Source organism: Bacteroidales bacterium, assembly GCA_021157585.1.
In the GTDB taxonomy this organism is placed as follows: Bacteria; Bacteroidota; Bacteroidia; order Bacteroidales; family UBA12170; genus UBA12170.
Genome location: JAGGWH010000174.1, coordinates 14,579 through 32,326 on the forward strand (window position 1 = coordinate 14,579; position 17,748 = coordinate 32,326).

Sequence of the window (17,748 nt, forward strand, 5' to 3'; positions counted from 1 at the left end):
TAACTATTTTACCATACTCACTTTCAACATATTAGTTTTATGACTTAAATGCATAGGAGTGCTTGCTACATGAATAACATAATCACCTGTTTTAATTGCTCCCTTATCTTTCAATATTTGTATAGATAAATCAATAGCTTTATCAACATTTTGAATTTTGGTTATATAAAAAGCTCTAACACCCCAGAGTAACGACAAGGCACTCATTAGCTCTTTACGTTGAGTTATGGCATAAATATCTGCTTTAGGTCTATAACCCGATATTGTTTTAGCCGTATTTCCTTCATCGGTGAATGTAATAATAGCTTTTGCTCCTACCCTTTCAGCCATTAATGATGCACTATAACAAATATTATCCCGTATAAAGCGAGGAGAATCTAATTTTGGAGGAACGCCTCTATTATAATTATATCTATTTGTTTCGGTATGCTGAATAATTTTATGCATACTTTCAATAGTTTCTACTGGAAACTTACCAACCGAAGTTTCTCCACTAAGCATAACGGTATCTACACCATCAATAACCGCATTTGCAACATCATTAGCTTCTGCTCGTGTTGGTCTAAAATTCGTTATCATACTCTCCATCATTTGTGTAGCAACAATAACAGGAACCGAAGCATCCATACATTTTTCTACTATTTCTTTTTGTAAGAGAGGAACCATATCAAAAGGCATCTCAACACCCAAATCACCTCTTGCCACCATTATGGCATCTGTCTCAGCCAAAATCGCATCTAAATTTTCAACAGCCTGCGGTTTTTCTATTTTCGAAATAACATAAATATTCTTACGCTTTCTCTTAATTAATTGTTTTAATTCAATTACATCACTTACACGCCTAACAAAAGACAAAGCAATCCAGTCTACATTCTGCTCTAAAGCAAATGCAGCATCTTCAATATCTTTTTCGGTTAAGCTGGGAAGCGATATATCTGTATTTGGTAAGTTTACTCCTTTAAATGACGACAAATCGCCACCATAAATAACTTTAGCTGTTACAGAATTTAGTCTATTGGTCTTTACAACCTCCAATTTAAGTTTTCCATCATCAACTAAAATACTATCTCCAGGATTTACATCCTGAGGAAACTCCTGATAACTCATATAAACTTTTGAAGAGTTTCCCAAACATTTTTCTGTTACAAATTCAAGAGTAGATCCTTTTTTTAATATCGCTTTACCATTTTCTATTTCACCAATACGCAATTTAGGACCTTGCAAATCAGCCATAATTGCAACATCGGTATCCATTTCACTATTTAGTTCTCTTATTGTGTTTATAACTTCTTTCGCATCGCTATAGTTACTATGAGAAAAATTTATTCTACAAACATCTAATCCTGCTTCAAACATTTTTTTAAGCGTCTCTTTATCGGAAGATGCAGGACCAAGAGTTGCAATTATTTTTGTTCTTGAAAAATCATTTATCATACAAAAAATATATCTAAAAATTAAAATTTATTCTGCAAATGTACTTAGAAATATCACCTAAAAAAGAACATGATATTTTTATATTTGTTTCAAGATTATTATATTTACCGAACTTCTTACTTTTTTTTATATTTTCGTTCAATCTAACACTACTCAGAAATGATTTCAAAAGAAATATTAGTCATTTACCCCGAAGCGGAAACAACAAAGATTGCTGTCTATAGGGGAAATAACATAATTTTTTTAAAAACTATAAAGCATAAAGCCGAGGTATTAAAAAAATTCAATACAACTATCGAACAAATTGACTATCGTTATCAGACTATAAAATCAGAGCTAAAAGATAACGATGTGTACTCTAATGAAATAACGGCAATTACAGCTCGCGGAGGTTTGATAAAGCCTCTAAAACAAGCAGGTGTTTATCTTATAAACGATAAAATGATTGAAGACCTTAAAAAAGGTTATCAAGGCGTACACGAAACCAATCTTGGAGGTATTTTAGCCAGTTTATTAGCAAAGGATTTCAAAAATGCTCAAGCATTTTTAGCAGACCCTGTAGTTGTTGATGAATTAGACGATATAGCCAGAGTTACCGGTCATCCGCTTTTCAAAAGAAAATCTATTTTTCACGCATTAAATCAAAAATATGTAGCTCGTAAATATGCCAAATCAAATGCTAATTGTTATGACGATTTACGCTTAGTTGTTGCACATGTTGGAGGTGGTGGAATATCTATAGGTGCACATAAAAGAGGTCGTGTTGTAGATGTAAATCAAGCCTTTGATGGCGGAGGTCCTTTTTCTCTAACCAGAACAGGATCTTTACCTGTTGGCAAGTTAATAGAAGTATGTTTTAGCGGGAAATACACTGAAACAGAAATCCGAAAAATGGTCACATCAGAAGGAGGATTAAAAGCTTATCTGGGAATCTCAAATATCCACGAAATTAACAAACGTATTGAAGAAGGTGATAGCGAAGCCGAATTTTACGCAAAAGCAATGGGTTATCAAATTGCTAAATATATTGGTTCAGCCTGTGCCGTACTAGATTTTAATGTCGATGCCATTATCTTAAGCGGACAAATATTTAATTATAATCGATTTACTGAATATATAAGTTTTAAAGTCAAAAAAATTGCACCAATAGCCGTTTTCCAAAGTGTAAACGATATGGATGCTTTAGCTATGAATGCATTATTAGCTATTCAAGGCGAAATTGCAATTCACGAATACAAATAAATTTTACTCCCCCTCTAAAAGAACTAACATGCATTGGATAGAAGAAGCAGAACAAAACAAGAATAAACGTGAAAGCAAACGTAAAAATATTCATACTAAGATAGACCAGAAGAAAGATGACGTCCAAAAAAACTGGGAGAAAAATAACCAGCGGTATACTAAGCTTATTAAAAGCATAAGTGAATATACCGATAGAATAAACAATCTTCCAAGAGAATCTCGATTAGAATTTGGACGTATAGAGACTAAACATAAAGATTCATCTCTTCACAATCATTTAGTTAAATATTCGAGCAGTAGAAGAAGAATAGTAAGAAAATTTAATAGCATCTTCTCTCCTTTCAAAGCAAAACACTACAAGAATACACGGAATATCTTTATTAGCCTTTCTCGTAAAATAGGCTATATTTATATTGAAACAAAAGAGATATATGCTCCAAGAATCCGCTTAAACGAAGAAGAAGAATCCGGAATTTTTACATTCCTACATAAACTTAAAGCAAAAGAAAGGTCAATTGTTAAGCGCTCAAAGAGTCACATGAAAATTTCGGATATCAATAACGACTTTATACTCTATTTTATTGATTTCTTAGCTTTTAAGAATAACGGGAAAAAATATTTCATCACAGACGACACCTCCGAAATATCAGAAGAGTTTTAATTCTATACCTCTAAATAATTTCGTTAACACTCTGTAGTAAAATCTAAATTACATTGGAATTGTATTACCTTTGCACCAAAATTACAGAAAGCAAATAATGAAGTTTAAAATTGGAGATAAGGTAAAATTCTTAAACGAACAAGGTGGCGGTTTTATTACTAAAATTGAAACTCCGAGCTTAGTATATGTTAAGACCTCCGACGGCTTTGATATCCCATTCTCGACAACAGAATTAATTAAAATTGAAGTAAAAACAGCTTCGGCAAATTTCTTTGATGAAGATTTCGGGAATCACGAAAAACTAAGCGAAGATGAAATACAAGAAATGGAAGCCGATGCCAAAATAGAGCCTCTTGCCCATAAGAGAAGCGATATGCTAAAAGAAGGGATTAGCTTAGCATTTGTCCCTCAAAATCAAAACAGAACCTTATTTGGATTAATTGATGTTGTTCTGATAAATAATAGTCCTTTCAATGTTTTGTTTGCATTTTTCCTTAAGGATGAGGATAAATTCCAAGGGCAGGATTATGATGCCATTGAGCCTTTCTCAACTTTTTTACTCGACAGCATAGATCGTGATGAATTAGCAAACTGGATTGAAGGTAATGTTCAAGCAATGTTTTTTGCTTCTACTATGGATAAACTTATAAGTCCTGTAAACGAATTCTTTAAAATAAAAGGGAGCAAACTATATCACGAAAATAATTATAAAACCATAGATGTATTAGAAAAAAAGGCTTTCGTTCATCAACTTAGTGATTTAAAATATCAAACATTAATAAGTAAGACAGAGGAAACAGCTAATACACAATCTACTATGTTAGGGCGCGATATAGAACAAGCTTTAGGAATAAAAAAATCGCTTATAGAAAAGCATAAAATTGGCTTATTAGAAGCCGAAATTGATTTACATATCTCTGCATTAGATCCTGATTATCAGAATTTAGAAAAGAATGAGATTATGAAAATTCAGCTCGATTATTTTGAAAAAACACTTGAAGATGCAATGATACACCAATATCAAAAATTAATTTATATTCACGGTATTGGAAATGGTATCTTAAAAAATGAATTAAGAAGAATTTTGAGAAGCTATCCTGATATTCAGGTAAAAGAAGCTGCATTTAGTAACTACGGCTACGGAGCCATAGAAGTTCATATACATTATAGATAAGATTGTTATAAGGATACGTTGTGTTCTTAGTGTATTCCTTTGAGCTACTTTGTGGTAAAAACAATTAACCACGAAGGCTCACGAAGTACATCACGAAGGTTCACAAAGTAAAAATTCATTATTTATCAATTCTTAAACAATCTCAAAGACATTTGGCTATTCGCTCTATCGCTGTCCCGTACATACGGGATAGAGGAAAGTCGGGACAACACAGGACACCATACTTCCTAACGGGAAGGTGTTCCGTTTATACGGAATAACAGCAAGTGCAACAGAAAGCATACCGCCTAAGATTGTTTTCGAACAATCCGGTAAGGGTGAAACTGTGAGGTAAGAGCTCACACCTGTTTTATGTGAATAAAACCGGAGGTAAACCTTATGGGTTGAAAGACCAAATAAACCGAGAATTTTTTGTTCGTCAAAAAGGAAGGTCGGTCCGGCCAATCTCGGAGGGTAGGTCGCTAGAGCTGCAGAGTGATTTGCAGCCCAGATAAATGGTAGAGGTTCCGCTTAGCGGAATACAGAATCCCGCTTATAGAATAGCCAAACATTTAAAGGTTGATTCCCGAAAGGAAATCAACCTTTTTTATATTCGTTTGTTTTATCATAACACATACATACGCTAAGCTTAATCTCCAGATTAAGCTTGATAAAAATACGGTCTTCTGATCGAGATTATTTGTCAGAGACAAATTATATTATCCGAATCTTTTGTATTGTCACAGACTATGCTCACGATTTTGAAGATTTCAGCCCTTTAGATTTTGGGCTTTTGCAAGTGCTTTATTTACAGGGTTCTTTTGATGTCCCGAAGAGATATTACATTACTAACTGCCGATGAAAACGGTAGTTAAAAAAGAGAAGACATATCTACCAGCTAAAACAGATTCTTCACTTCGTTCAGAATGACAGGTTAAAGCAAAAAACGCTACCGTCTTCCTCTTTTTTGTTTTGGAAAAATCATACGATATGATGTACTAATCTTACCTAAAGTTATGTCACTTAGCCTTCTCTTCAAAAGCATCTTACGCATAGAACTTAGCCGTTCAATAAATATCTTACCATCAATATGATCATATTCGTGCTGCATAATTCTAGCTACAATTCCTTCTTTCCATTCATCATGAAATTCCCAATTTTCATCATAATACTGAATATGAATACGAGGCTTTCGCATTACCTCTTCATGTATATCAGGAACACTTAAACAACCTTCCTTAAAAGCCCACTCCTCGCCTTCTTCCTCCAAAATATGAGCATTAATAACGACCTTCTTTTGTCCTTTAGCGTCTATATATTCTTCCTTAAAAGGATCGGCATCAATTAAAAATAAACGAATATTTAGATTAACCTGAGGAGCAGCTAATCCAACACCATTAGATTCGTACATACTCTCCCACATATCCTCAATCAATTTATCCAAACCGGGATAATCTTTATCAATATCTACCGACATTTTTTTTAAAGTCGGATGACCATAAGCGACAATTGGCAAAAACATTATTTTAAATTTTTAGTTTCTAAATACGATTGTAAAATTAAAGTAGCACTAATACTATCAACCAAAGCTTTATTACGCCTTGCTTTCTTTCCCAAACCGGCATCTATCATGCTTTGAAAAGCAATTTTTGAAGTAAAGCGTTCATCCACACGTTCAATTGGAATATCAGGAAAAGCCTTTCGTAAACGCCCAATAAAAGGATTTATAAATCGAGAAGAGTCAGAAGCTTGATTATTCATCTGTTTGGGTTCTCCGACAACAAATAAACTTACATTTTCTTGACTCACATACTTGGTTAAATAAGCAATCAAATCCTTGGCAGCAACTGTTTCCAAAGCATTGGCAATAATTACTAATTCATCGGTAACAGCAAGTCCACAACGCTTTTGACCATAATCTATTGCTAATATTCTACCCATAATTTTACGTTTGCAAAGATACAAAAGATTCTTGCTTTATATATATAAAAACCCGACATATAACCAAGCTTAAATAATTAACGTTTATATATTAACCAAAACAAAGATTATCAGTATTTTTACCACGGAAAAAATCAATTATAATGTACGATGATATAAAAAATACAATAGAAGCAGCTTGGGATAAACGCTCATTATTGGAATTAGAAGATGTTCAAGATTCTATTCGTGAACTTATTGCATTACTCGATAGCGGAAAACTTAGAGTAGCGCAAAAAGAAAAAGGCGAATGGGTTGTAAATGAATGGATTAAAAAAGGGGTTATTCTGTACTTTCCTATTCAAAAGATGGAGACTATAAGCATGCCTCCTTTTGAGTTTCACGATAAAATTGCCCTAAAAACCAATTATGCCGATCTTAAAGTCCGCGTAGTTCCTCATGCTCTCTCTCGCTACGGCTCCTACCTTGCACCTGGTGTTGTTATGATGCCCAGTTACGTAAATATTGGAGCCTATGTCGATAGTCATACTATGGTTGATACTTGGGCTACCGTTGGCTCTTGTGCTCAAATTGGCAAAAACGTTCATTTAAGCGGAGGCGTTGGTATTGGAGGTGTTTTAGAGCCTGTTCAAGCTGCTCCTGTTATAATAGAAGCCAACTGTTTTATTGGTTCTCGTTGTATTGTTGTAGAAGGTGTACGTATTGAAGAAGCCGCCGTTTTAGGCGCCAATGTTGTACTTACAAAAACTACTAAAATCATTGACGTTAGCGGAGAAAAACCTGTTGAGTTTAGCGGATATATTCCTTCTCGATCTGTGGTGATTCCGGGTACTTATACCAAGAAATTTCCTGCCGGCGAATATCAAGTTCCTTGCGCTTTAATTATTGGAAAACGTAAAGCTTCAACCGATTTAAAAACCTCTTTAAACGATGCTTTACGCGATTATAATGTCGCTGTTTAAGATAAAAATATGCATCATATTCATCGTACATACGACAAGAAATTTCTAGTCATCCAAACCGCATCCATAGGCGATGTGATATTATCCACTGCCATTGGTGAAAAACTTAATAAGCACTATCCCAATGCTCAGATTGATTATTTAGTTAAGCAAGGCAACGAAAGACTCTTTGATGGAAATCCTTGGATAAATGAAATTTTTGCTTGGGACAAATCCAAAGAGAAGTATAAAAATATGCTACGGATTATTTTCCAGTTTAGAGAGGAAAAATATGATGCGGTAATTAATTTACAACGTTTTGCCTCTAGTGGTATTTTCACTGTTTTTTCAGGAGCAAAAAAGAAATATGGTTTTAAAAAAAACCCTTTGTCAATATTTTTCAGTAAAGTCTTTCCTCATAAATTTAAAGAAAACTGGCACGAAACCGATCGTAATCATCAACTTATTATTACGCTTACAGATAACGAGAAATCTAAACCGGCTTTATATCCCACAATGAAAGAATTTGCGATGATGTCGCAATATAAAACTAAAAAATATATTACTATTACTCCCGCATCTCTCTGGTTTACTAAACAATATCCTATTGAAAAGTGGATGGAATTTATTACTAAAATTAATAGTGATATTAATATCTATCTTTTAGGATCGGCTGCAGATAGAGAGCTTTGCAACACTATCGTAAAACAAGCAAAAAACAATATTATGAACTTAGCCGGAAAGCTTAGTTTTTTGGAGTCGGCTGCGCTAATGCGCGATGCTGCAATGAATTACGTAAACGACTCTGCAGCTCAGCATATTGCATCCTCCGTAAATGCTAAAATAACGGCTATCTTCTGTTCTACCATTCCTGATTTTGGATTTGGACCACTATCAGACGATTCGGTAATTATTGAAGCCCAAGAAAAACTAGATTGCAAACCTTGTGGATTACACGGACATAAAACCTGCCCAAAAGGTCATTTTAAATGTGCCTTAAATATTGATACCAAAGAACTATTAAATCGCTTATAAATGGAAGAAGAATTACAACAAGCTTTAAGACATGTCCAAAAAGGAAACATCATTTTATATCCAACAGATACAATTTGGGGTATTGGTTGTGATGCTACGAATACTAAAGCAGTAAAAAAAATATATTCGATAAAAAACCGAGAAGAGAGGAAAAGCATGATTGTTCTTCTATCTGACTTTAATCAACTTAAGGATTATGTTGAGGAAGTACCTTCAATAGCATCCGATTTAATAAAATATATAGATAGACCTCTAACAATTATATATAGCGGAGCCAAAAATTTAACTTCAAAACTCATTGCAAAAGACGGAACTATTGCAATTAGAATAGTAAAACACTCTTTTTGCAGTGAACTAATTAAAAGACTTGGTAAACCTATAGTTTCTACTTCAGCAAATATCTCCGGCACACCTAGTCCGCTTTTCTACTCTCATATTCAGGATTATATAAAAACAAAAGTGGATTATATAGTTAATTTAGAACAAAATGCAGATATAATAAACAAAGCAAGCACCATAATTAAATTAGACAAATCTGGCAAGTACACCATTATTCGTGAATAGAAGATGTACCAAAAATTAAAACCATATACGGCTTTTTTTTTAGTTGCAACAACATTTATTGCAGCATCAGGAATAAACTTATTTTCTGATGGAATGTTTATGGACGGAACAATTTACGCCGCCATATCTCATAATATGGCCAATGGTTTAGGCTCTTTCTGGCAGCCCCATTTAAGTCAAACATTATATCCCGAATTTTACCAACATCCACCACTATCACTTGGCTTAGAAGCCTTAGCATTTAAAATATTTGGTGACTCTTTTTTAATAGAACGGTTTTATTCTCTCACAACATTTATTATTTCGGCTTGTCTGATTGTTTTGATATGGATAGAAATTGGAAAGCCAAAAAACAAAACATGGATTCCCCTACTCTTTTGGTTTGCAAACCCATTAGTTATATGGGCTGTTGCAAATAATATGTTGGAGAACACTTTACAGATTTTTGTTTTAGCCGCTGTTTGGACATTAATAAAATCGCTTAAAACAAGAACAACTTTATGGATATTATTTGGAGGAATATTTCTGTTTTTAGGACTGCTAACAAAAGGATTAGTTGCCTTATTTCCCTTGTCTTTTTATTTTTGGTATTGGATTTTAAAAAAAGACATTTCATTTTTTAAAATGGTGCTGAATACAGCTTTACTGATTTTATTTACCATTACTCCACTTATTCTTTTACTTATTTTAAACGAGCAAGCATTTTACGCTTTACAATCTTATTTTAATAAACAAATAATAACTAGCATAAAAGACGTTCAAACCGTAGCTTCTCGCTTTTTTATAGTGGGCAGATTGTTTAACGAATTACTATCCGATTTTGGAATTTTCCTTCTGATAAGTTTAATATTTAAAAAGAATTTTAAACACCTTAAAACTTCTTTTCAAAAAAACAGGACTCTAATTTATTTGTTTTTAGGACTTGGTTTCTCGGGTGTTTTACCAATTATGATTAGCCTAAAACAAAGCGGATTTTATATGCTTCCGGCTTTTCCTTTTTTTGCTTTGGCATTCGGACTTATTACTCTGCCTCTTTTAGAAAATATCGCAAATGCAAAACTTCGTAAGTCATTTATATTCAAATATTCAGGTATTTTAAGTTTATTTCTTTTGCTTATTGCTTTTAGTGCCACATTCTCCTTTAAAAATAAGATTGGGCGCGATAAAGAAATGTTAGAAGATATTTATTCCATTAGTGCAATTGTACCAAGTAATGAAATGATTGACATCCCGAAAAATCTATCTCAAAACTGGCCTTTGCAAGCGTATTTCGCTCGCTATTCCTACATCAGTCTAAATGATGTTTCAAAAAAACCTCATCGCTTCTATCTATGTAAGAAAGGAAGTTTTCCACGACAAACAGACAGCTACTCAATTACTGAATTGAATTTGAAAAAATTCTCTCTTTTTAAGTTAAAATCATATCCTGCTAACTAATAAACTGATATTTTCCGTTAGAAGCAAAACCACAAAAAATCCCTACTTTTGCAAAAAAGTAATACGATGATTGTAGTTACCGGTGCAGCTGGATTTATTGGAAGCGTTTTAGTTAGAAAACTAAACGAAAACCAACAAGCAGATTTAATTTTAGTCGATGATTTTTCTAAAACAGAAAAAGACAGAAATTTGGAAAACAAATTGTTTTCGGCAAAAATAGACAGAGAAAATTTCTTTGAATGGCTTGAAAATAATCATCAGAATATTGATTATATTTTTCATATAGGAGCACGTTCTGCCACTACCGAATTTAATGTTGATGTTCTTAACAAACTGAATCTTCATTATACTCAACAAATGTGGAAAGCTTGTACCCAATATTCCATTCCACTAATTTATGCTTCATCTGCAGCTACATACGGAATGGGCGAATTAGGTTATGAGGATTCTCATGATATTGTGGAGCAATTGCAACCTCTAAATCCTTATGGTAGGTCTAAAAACGACTTTGATAAGTGGGCATTGAAACAAGAAAAAGCACCTCCTTTTTGGGCAGGATTAAAGTATTTCAATGTTTACGGACCTAATGAATATCACAAAGGAGGAATGGCATCTGTAATTCTTCATGCTTTCAATCAAATTAAAAATACGGGGCAAGTAAAACTTTTTAAATCGCATCATCCCGATTATAAAGACGGAATGCAATTACGCGATTTTGTTTATGTAAAAGATGTAGTAAATGTAATGCTGTTTTTAAAGAACAGCAAAGCACAATCGGGTTTGTATAATATAGGTACAGGAAAAGCACAATCTTTTCTTGATTTGGCAAATGCTACTTTTTCTGCTTTAAATTTAGAACCCAATATTGTATTTATTCCAACGCCTGAAAATATCAGAGATAAGTATCAATATTTTACAGAAGCGAAAATTCAAAAGCTCCGAAAGCAAGGCTATACATCAAGTTTCTATAATTTGGAAGACGGTGTTAGGGATTATGTGCAGAAATATCTGTTAAATAATAAAGTATATTAGTTAATGTGCTGATTGATAATTAGCTAATTAATGCTTCCATTTGTTTCTGAAGCTTAAATGCTTCTTCCCTAGCCTTTTCAGCAAAGTCGTTTCCATTTGAAGCAAAAATAATTCCACGAGAAGAATTAACGAGCAGACCAATATCTTTGGTCATTCCGTATTTAGCAACTTCTTCCAAGCTTCCGCCTTGTGCACCAACACCGGGAACTAATAAAAAATGATTAGGAATATGTTTACGCACTTCCGATAACATTTCTGCTTTAGTAGCTCCAACAACAAACATCATATTCTCTTCGCTGCCCCAAGCTTTTGTTTTTTCAAGCACGATTTCGTATAGATTCTCTTTATTATCCTCATTCTGAATAAATTGAAAATCAAAAGCGCCTTGGTTAGACGTTAAAGCTAAAACTATTGCCCATTTTCCATCGAATTGCAAAAAAGGAGAAACAGAGTCTTTTCCCATATAAGGTGCAACAGTTACTGCATCAAAGTTAAGTTGTTCAAAAAAAGCCTTGGCATATTGAGTCGATGTATTTCCAATATCACCTCTTTTGGCATCGGCTATGGTAAAAACAGTATCTTTAAGGCTATTCAGATAATCAATGGTTTTTTCAAGGCTTTTCCAACCATCAACACCACGACTTTCATAAAAAGCTGTATTGGGTTTGTATGCTACAGCCAAATCGTGAGTAGCATCAATTATCTGTTTATTAAAAGAAAAAACAGGATCTTCATCACTAAGCAGATGCTTAGGAATTTTGGTTATATCACTATCCAATCCTATACATAAAAAAGATTGCTTTTCGCGAATTTGATCAACCAATTCCTGCTTTGTCATCATTTAAAATATTTATAAACTTTCCTCTTGCTCTTTCAGGCGTTCAGCGTTTTCAGCAATCTGCAACTTATCAATAATTTCCTGAATATCACCATTTACAATATTTGTTAAGTTATAGAGTGTTAAGCCTATACGATGATCGGTAACACGACCCTGAGGATAGTTATAAGTACGAATTTTTGCCGATCGGTCGCCTGTTGAAACCATGGTTTTACGCTTAGAAGAAATTTCATCTTGATATTTAGCATATTCTAACTCGTAAATTCTGGAACGTAATACTTTCATTGCTTTATCAAGATTTTTCAATTGCGATTTTTCATCCTGACAAGTTACCACGATTCCCGTTGGTGCATGAGTTAAACGAATAGCCGAATAAGTAGTATTAACACTTTGTCCGCCGGGACCTGAAGAACAATAAGTATCTTTCCGAATATCTGCCGGATTTAAGTCAATATCAAACTCTTCGGCTTCGGGCAAAACAGCAACGGTAGCCGCAGAAGTATGCACACGGCCTTGAGTTTCTGTTTGAGGAACACGTTGCACCCGATGAACACCAGATTCATATTTCAAAGTACCATAAACATCTTTTCCACTTACGTTTACAATAACTTCTTTAAAACCACCCACGGTTCCTTCAGTCATATCCACTATATCAAATTTCCATCCTTTAGTTTCGCAGTATTTTTGATACATACGAAGTAAATCGCCCGCAAAAATACTAGCTTCGTCACCACCGGTACCGGCACGAATTTCAAGTATAGAATTCTTCGCATCCTGTGGATCTTTAGGAATTAAAAGCGTTTTAATATCCTCTTCAAGTTTTTCCTTTTTAGCAAGTAAATCGTTTAGCTCTTCGCGAGCCATCTCCTTAAATTCTTCATCTTTTTCATTTTTAATGATTTCGCGTGAAGAATCAATATTTTCAATAATATTTTTATATACCTCGTAAGCCTCTGCAATAGGCTCTAACTCTTTATAATCTTTACTTAATTGAACAAACCTCTTCATATCTGCCATAGTAGCAGGATCGGTCATTTGCTCTCCTATTTCTTCGTAACGTCTTTTTATTCCGGCTAACTTATCTAACATCTAAAAAATTTTGTGCAAAAATACGAAAAATTAAGATTCACTCTGCGACTCTATTGTACAGAATACGGAAATAGAAAGTTCTTTAAATTTCCTTTTTAAGAGCTTGGTTATCGAGCATATTTAATTCATCTAACATAGCCTCAAAACCCTCAAGCTGAAAATCGCCTATAAGTTCACGAATAGCATCTCGCTTTGCTGCAGCCTCAAGATATCTGTCTTGCTCTATCATTTTATTATAATCAGAATAACAAACAGCTAATAGTTGTCTTAGTTTTTTTTCTACCAAACCATTGGTAATAATCTCTTTAGGATAAATCTTCTGAACATTACTCGCCTTCTTAAGATACTGTGCAGCCAATTTGGAATTATTAATCTTAATTGCTTTCTCAATAACATCTATATAACTATTATACATACCATAAGCTGCTCTGGCTTTAAACTGCCTATAAGCATTGTTTAATTTTAACACCTTGGCATGTTCTACAAAGCGCTCTAAATTATTAATAGTGTAGAGAGCTTCCGTAAATTTTTTATCCCTTATCAGTTTATCTATATTAAACATGCTTTTTTCAAACAAGCGATTCTCGAAAGACAAAACCAACGATTTCCCTTTTGGATTATTTTCTGTAGCTGTATCAAAAAAATTAAAATCATTATATGATAAGTTTGTAGGATAATTAGTTTTAGCTAATTGATTAAAAACATCATCGTAAATACTGCTATAATTTTGTTGCAGATGCAACAGATTTTCTTCTTCCATCAAATAAGTATCAACTAAATGCTCTACAGAAATTGATTCAATCAAAACCGACTCTTTAAATAGAGAACTATATTTCTTAATATTCAAATCGAGCAAAGTCGATAAAACATTCATCTTTTGCTCCAACTTATCAGGGTCTTTTTTCTTTCGTATGGTAAATCTATAAAAAGGCATTTGATAGAGCTTTTTTAAATAACTAATCTGACGAAGACTTTTAATTAAAAAAGTACAAGGATCTTGAGCTTGCCGTTGCAACTTTTGATAATCTCTTAAAAGTGCATCTACTAAATAGTCGGCTGCTTTGTAGTCGTTAATATATTGAAACCATCGCTCAAAAGAAATATCTGTTTTACTATTTACAAAATCAATTTGATCGATTTTCATATACCAACCTTTAGCCCAACGTTGATGCCAAATAGGAAAATGTGCAATTTGCCCGACCGAACTGACAGAAATATTATTTTGATGATAATATTTTAAATAAACCAAACTACTGTCTTCTTTAAAAATTCTTAAACGAAACGACTGAAGTTCAGGTAAAATATACTCAGCTGAATTAAATTCATAAAGATTAATATCTCCTTGAGGAGGCATTGGCTTAATAAAAATCTGGCTTTTGAAATTGCCTTTTTCTTGTCGATAAACCTGATAACTTGCTATAAACTCCCAAGTAATATGAAGAGACTCCACGGGTTTTTGATGAGTATATGCTATTGAGCGAAGCATACTATTGATGTCTTTCTGCTCAAGAGTAAAGTTAGAGTCCGTACTTTTCTTAAATTCTAAATCTACAGAAATTGTTTCTAAGAATCCGTTTTCTACCCACTGCTGTGCCAATACGTTTTGAGCAAAACTTAAAAACAAAACAAGAATAAAAACTGTTATTCGCATAAACCCGATGTTACAATTGCAAAATTAGTCGGCAAAAATAACACTTCTTTAGAATATCTACTTATTTTTGAACAACTTAGTGTAAATAAAACCAACTTAATCAAAAAGCACAAATTCAAAAACTTATCATATTTTTGTAAAAAAAGGAATTATGGTTTTAAAGCGAGCTTTAGAAGATTCTATTGCATTAAAAACACGAGTCTTAAACGATATTCAAATTACGAAAACCGTAGATACCCTTGCAAAGGAAATGGTTAGCGTACTTCGTTCGGGTAAAAAAATATTATTTTGCGGAAATGGAGGAAGTGCCGCAGATGCTCAACATCTTGCTGCCGAACTATCGGGTCGTTTTTACTACGATCGTCCACCACTTGCCGCAGAAGCTTTACATGTTAACACATCTTTTTTAACTGCCGTTGCTAACGATTATTCTTTTGATGACGTTTATGCTCGTATGATCCGAGCCTATGGAAATAAAGGTGATATGCTGATAGGAATAAGCACTTCGGGAAATTCCGTTAATGTTGTAAAAGCACTAGAAACAGCTAACGAACTTGGACTCAAAACCGCTGTTTTAAGCGGAAAAGATGGTGGAAAAACAAAGGCATTAGTAGACCATTGTATCATAATTCCTTCTGATGATACTCCAAGAATTCAAGAACTACATATGATTATAGGACATAGTCTATGCGAAATTGTTGAACAAACTATTTTCCCACAATAAGATGTATAATCAAGCAGAATTAAAAAACGAGTGGAGTTTATTTCTCGATCGCGACGGCGTAATTAATAAACGAATAATTGGTGGTTATGTACAGAAACCTGAAGAGCTTGAATTTTTACCAGGTAGTCTTAAAGCTTTACAACTATTATCAAATATTTTTAAATATGTCTTTATTGTAACCAACCAACAGGGTATTGGAAAAGGTTTGATGAACTTAGAAGATTTAAGAGTAGTACATCGACAGATGCTGGGTAAGATTAAAGCAAACGGAGGGCGTATCGACAGTATCTTTTTTTGCCCCGATTTAGCTACAAAATCACCAAATTGCAGAAAACCGGGTTTGGCTATGGCACAAATGGCAAAAAAAGAATTTCCTACCATTGATTTTAAGAAAAGTTATATGGTTGGCGATTCCAAAAGTGATATTGAGTTTGGACAGAATGCCGAAATGCAATGTGCTTTCATTATAGCAGAAACCACAGAAAAATCTGCCATTCCATTTGCGGTTCCCGTATACCCCTCTTTATTAGATTTTGTTAATCACTTAAAATCGAATTAATTTGTCGCCACAACTCATATTATTCAGCTTTCTAGGCTATACTGTTTTACTTTTTACTATCAGCTGGATAAGTGGTAGAAAAGCCGACAATCAAAGTTTTTTTATCGGAAACAAAACATCTCCTTGGTATATAGTTGCCTATGGTATGATTGGGGCATCGCTTAGTGGAGTAACTTTTATTTCTATTCCAGGAGTGGTGGGCTCAACCAAATTCTCCTATATGGTAATCGTATTTGGCTATTTGGTGGGCTATTTTATAATTGCAAATGTACTCTTACCCATCTATTACAAACTTAACTTAACTTCTATCTATAGCTATTTGCTTCAACGTTTTGGAATGAAATCCTATAAAACCGGAGCCTCTTTCTTTTTGCTATCGCGAATAATTGGGGCTTCGTTCAGGATGTTTCTTGTGGTAAATGTGCTACAACATTTTGTTCTTGATAGTTATGGTGTTCCATTTGCTGCTACCGTTTTTGCCTTTGTAGGACTAATATTACTTTACACCTGGAAAGCCGGTATAAAAACTATTGTTTGGACAGACACACTTCAAACAACATTTATGCTTTTGGCTGTCGTTATTTCGCTCTTTTTAATATCTAGCCACTTAGAAAAATCTATTTTTGATCTCTTTAAAACAGTACAAGAAGCAGATTATACCAAAATGTTTTTCTTCGATTGGCGCGATAAATATTTCTTTGTTAAACAATTTGTTTCAGGAGCATTTATTGCCATTGTAATGACAGGTCTGGATCAGGATATGATGCAAAAAAACTTAAGTTGCAAAAATCTGCCCGAAGCGAAAAAGAATATCTATTGGATGAGTTGGGCTCTTGTTCCCGTTAACTTTATCTTTTTAACTTTAGGAGCATTCTTGGCTTATTATGCACAAAAACAAGGAATTATAATTAACGGAACAAGCGACAATCTCTTTCCGGAAATAGCTCTTAATCATCTAGGAAGTTTTGCAGGAATAATATTTATTATTGGTTTAATTGCCGCTGCTTATAGTAGTGCAGACAGTGCATTAACAGCTTTAACAACTTCTTTTACCCTTGACATTTTAGGTTTTGACAGGAAAACTAATCTCTCCGAAAAACGCAAAACTATAATTCGTAAATTCAGTCATTTTGGAATGGCTCTTGTACTTGTTTTCGTTATTATTGGGTACAAGCTGATTAATGATCAAGCAATTATTACCAAACTATTTACCATTGCCGGCTACACTTATGGACCATTGCTGGGATTGTTTAGTTTTGGCATTTTCTTAAACCGAAAAGTAAATGATAAATGGGTTCCGCTTATCGCGATTCTATCGCCTACTTTATCTTATCTAATTCAAGCTTTTTCGCCCCAAATTCTAAACGGCTATCAATTTGGATTTGAGCTTTTGATTATCAATGGCTTGCTTATGTTTGGCGGATTATTTATTGTTTCCAAACCAAAA

17 protein-coding genes and 1 other RNA gene are annotated in these 17,748 nt (G+C 33.7%); 12 read left to right on the forward strand and 6 right to left on the reverse strand.

The window, feature by feature from the left end; all coding sequences use genetic code 11:
- Positions 1 to 3: 3 nt before the first annotated feature.
- On the reverse strand, positions 4 to 1,434 hold the full coding sequence (gene pyk, locus J7K39_12190) for a pyruvate kinase (GenBank protein ID MCD6180654.1): 1,431 nt from the start codon (positions 1,432 to 1,434) through the stop codon (positions 4 to 6).
- Positions 1,435 to 1,593: 159 nt separating this feature from the next.
- On the opposite strand from pyk, the gene buk reads away from it, so the two are divergent.
- The 4 genes from buk to rnpB all read left to right on the forward strand — a co-directional run bounded on the left by buk (position 1,594) and on the right by rnpB (position 5,062).
- Entirely contained in the window at positions 1,594 to 2,676 is a 1,083-nt protein-coding gene (buk, locus tag J7K39_12195; protein MCD6180655.1) for a butyrate kinase, read from the forward strand.
- Positions 2,677 to 2,704: 28 nt separating this feature from the next.
- Positions 2,705 to 3,337: a hypothetical protein gene (locus tag J7K39_12200; protein MCD6180656.1), complete on the forward strand. Its 633-nt coding sequence runs from the start codon at positions 2,705 to 2,707 to the stop codon at positions 3,335 to 3,337.
- Positions 3,338 to 3,434: 97 nt separating this feature from the next.
- The gene (locus J7K39_12205; protein MCD6180657.1) at positions 3,435 to 4,511 is read left to right on the forward strand and encodes a DUF2027 domain-containing protein; all 1,077 of its coding nucleotides are present in this window, start codon (positions 3,435 to 3,437) and stop codon (positions 4,509 to 4,511) included.
- 152 nt (positions 4,512 to 4,663) lie between these two features.
- Positions 4,664 to 5,062, forward strand: an RNA gene (rnpB, locus tag J7K39_12210) — RNase P RNA component class A.
- A gap of 377 nt (positions 5,063 to 5,439) precedes the next feature.
- Here rnpB and def read toward each other — a convergent pair.
- Positions 5,440 to 6,012 carry a peptide deformylase gene (gene def / locus J7K39_12215; GenBank protein MCD6180658.1) on the reverse strand — a complete coding sequence of 191 codons (573 nt, stop codon included), beginning with the start codon at positions 6,010 to 6,012 and terminating at the stop codon, positions 5,440 to 5,442.
- Positions 6,012 to 6,431 (reverse strand): Holliday junction resolvase RuvX, encoded by a 420-nt coding sequence (gene ruvX, locus J7K39_12220; protein ID MCD6180659.1) that lies wholly within the window; start codon positions 6,429 to 6,431, stop codon positions 6,012 to 6,014. The genes def and ruvX overlap by 1 nt, the downstream gene beginning before the upstream one ends.
- Before the next feature lie 143 nt (positions 6,432 to 6,574).
- Between ruvX and J7K39_12225 the strand changes: the two genes are divergently transcribed.
- From J7K39_12225 to rfaD, 5 genes are all read left to right on the forward strand, one after another.
- Positions 6,575 to 7,393, forward strand: a complete 819-nt coding sequence (locus tag J7K39_12225) for a 2,3,4,5-tetrahydropyridine-2,6-dicarboxylate N-succinyltransferase (protein MCD6180660.1) — start codon at positions 6,575 to 6,577, stop codon at positions 7,391 to 7,393.
- A gap of 9 nt (positions 7,394 to 7,402) precedes the next feature.
- Positions 7,403 to 8,407 (forward strand): glycosyltransferase family 9 protein, encoded by a 1,005-nt coding sequence (locus tag J7K39_12230; protein ID MCD6180661.1) that lies wholly within the window; start codon positions 7,403 to 7,405, stop codon positions 8,405 to 8,407.
- Positions 8,408 to 8,971: a threonylcarbamoyl-AMP synthase gene (locus J7K39_12235; protein MCD6180662.1), complete on the forward strand. Its 564-nt coding sequence runs from the start codon at positions 8,408 to 8,410 to the stop codon at positions 8,969 to 8,971.
- Positions 8,972 to 8,974: 3 nt separating this feature from the next.
- The gene (locus J7K39_12240; protein ID MCD6180663.1) at positions 8,975 to 10,408 is read left to right on the forward strand and encodes a glycosyltransferase family 39 protein; all 1,434 of its coding nucleotides are present in this window, start codon (positions 8,975 to 8,977) and stop codon (positions 10,406 to 10,408) included.
- Between the two features lie 66 nt (positions 10,409 to 10,474).
- Positions 10,475 to 11,440 (forward strand): ADP-glyceromanno-heptose 6-epimerase, encoded by a 966-nt coding sequence (rfaD, locus tag J7K39_12245; GenBank protein ID MCD6180664.1) that lies wholly within the window; start codon positions 10,475 to 10,477, stop codon positions 11,438 to 11,440.
- A 19-nt stretch (positions 11,441 to 11,459) separates the two neighbouring features.
- Here the strand turns inward: rfaD and pyrF are convergent, their stop codons facing one another.
- From pyrF to J7K39_12260, 3 genes are all read right to left on the reverse strand, one after another.
- On the reverse strand, positions 11,460 to 12,278 hold the full coding sequence (gene pyrF / locus J7K39_12250; GenBank protein ID MCD6180665.1) for an orotidine-5'-phosphate decarboxylase: 819 nt from the start codon (positions 12,276 to 12,278) through the stop codon (positions 11,460 to 11,462).
- Between the two features lie 12 nt (positions 12,279 to 12,290).
- Positions 12,291 to 13,367, reverse strand: a complete 1,077-nt coding sequence (gene prfA, locus J7K39_12255) for a peptide chain release factor 1 (protein MCD6180666.1) — start codon at positions 13,365 to 13,367, stop codon at positions 12,291 to 12,293.
- Between the two features lie 82 nt (positions 13,368 to 13,449).
- Positions 13,450 to 15,018, reverse strand: coding sequence for a hypothetical protein (locus tag J7K39_12260; GenBank protein MCD6180667.1), 1,569 nt, complete (start codon positions 15,016 to 15,018; stop codon positions 13,450 to 13,452).
- A 151-nt stretch (positions 15,019 to 15,169) separates the two neighbouring features.
- On the opposite strand from J7K39_12260, the gene J7K39_12265 reads away from it, so the two are divergent.
- From J7K39_12265 to J7K39_12275, 3 genes are all read left to right on the forward strand, one after another.
- The gene (locus J7K39_12265) at positions 15,170 to 15,742 is read left to right on the forward strand and encodes a D-sedoheptulose 7-phosphate isomerase (protein MCD6180668.1); all 573 of its coding nucleotides are present in this window, start codon (positions 15,170 to 15,172) and stop codon (positions 15,740 to 15,742) included.
- A gap of 1 nt (position 15,743) precedes the next feature.
- Positions 15,744 to 16,301, forward strand: coding sequence for an HAD-IIIA family hydrolase (locus tag J7K39_12270; GenBank protein ID MCD6180669.1), 558 nt, complete (start codon positions 15,744 to 15,746; stop codon positions 16,299 to 16,301).
- Between the two features lies 1 nt (position 16,302).
- Positions 16,303 to 17,748, forward strand: a 1,446-nt coding sequence (locus tag J7K39_12275; protein MCD6180670.1) for a sodium:solute symporter, incomplete at its 3' end; no start/stop codon positions are given.

Bases quoted from the DNA above. Each gene is read 5' to 3' on its own strand.
- J7K39_12200 (MCD6180656.1), top strand. From the start codon at position 2,705: ATGCATTGGATAGAAGAAGCAGAACAAAACAAGAATAAACGTGAAAGC.
- pyk (MCD6180654.1), bottom strand. From the start codon at position 1,434: ATGATAAATGATTTTTCAAGAACAAAAATAATTGCAACTCTTGGTCCT.
- rfaD (MCD6180664.1), top strand. From the start codon at position 10,475: ATGATTGTAGTTACCGGTGCAGCTGGATTTATTGGAAGCGTTTTAGTT.
- J7K39_12270 (MCD6180669.1), top strand. From the start codon at position 15,744: ATGTATAATCAAGCAGAATTAAAAAACGAGTGGAGTTTATTTCTCGAT.
- prfA (MCD6180666.1), bottom strand. From the start codon at position 13,367: ATGTTAGATAAGTTAGCCGGAATAAAAAGACGTTACGAAGAAATAGGA.
- buk (MCD6180655.1), top strand. From the start codon at position 1,594: ATGATTTCAAAAGAAATATTAGTCATTTACCCCGAAGCGGAAACAACA.
- J7K39_12235 (MCD6180662.1), top strand. From the start codon at position 8,408: ATGGAAGAAGAATTACAACAAGCTTTAAGACATGTCCAAAAAGGAAAC.
- def (MCD6180658.1), bottom strand. From the start codon at position 6,012: ATGTTTTTGCCAATTGTCGCTTATGGTCATCCGACTTTAAAAAAAATG.
- J7K39_12225 (MCD6180660.1), top strand. From the start codon at position 6,575: ATGTACGATGATATAAAAAATACAATAGAAGCAGCTTGGGATAAACGC.
- J7K39_12205 (MCD6180657.1), top strand. From the start codon at position 3,435: ATGAAGTTTAAAATTGGAGATAAGGTAAAATTCTTAAACGAACAAGGT.
- J7K39_12265 (MCD6180668.1), top strand. From the start codon at position 15,170: ATGGTTTTAAAGCGAGCTTTAGAAGATTCTATTGCATTAAAAACACGA.
- J7K39_12260 (MCD6180667.1), bottom strand. From the start codon at position 15,018: ATGCGAATAACAGTTTTTATTCTTGTTTTGTTTTTAAGTTTTGCTCAA.
- J7K39_12230 (MCD6180661.1), top strand. From the start codon at position 7,403: ATGCATCATATTCATCGTACATACGACAAGAAATTTCTAGTCATCCAA.
- pyrF (MCD6180665.1), bottom strand. From the start codon at position 12,278: ATGACAAAGCAGGAATTGGTTGATCAAATTCGCGAAAAGCAATCTTTT.
- ruvX (MCD6180659.1), bottom strand. From the start codon at position 6,431: ATGGGTAGAATATTAGCAATAGATTATGGTCAAAAGCGTTGTGGACTT.
- J7K39_12240 (MCD6180663.1), top strand. From the start codon at position 8,975: ATGTACCAAAAATTAAAACCATATACGGCTTTTTTTTTAGTTGCAACA.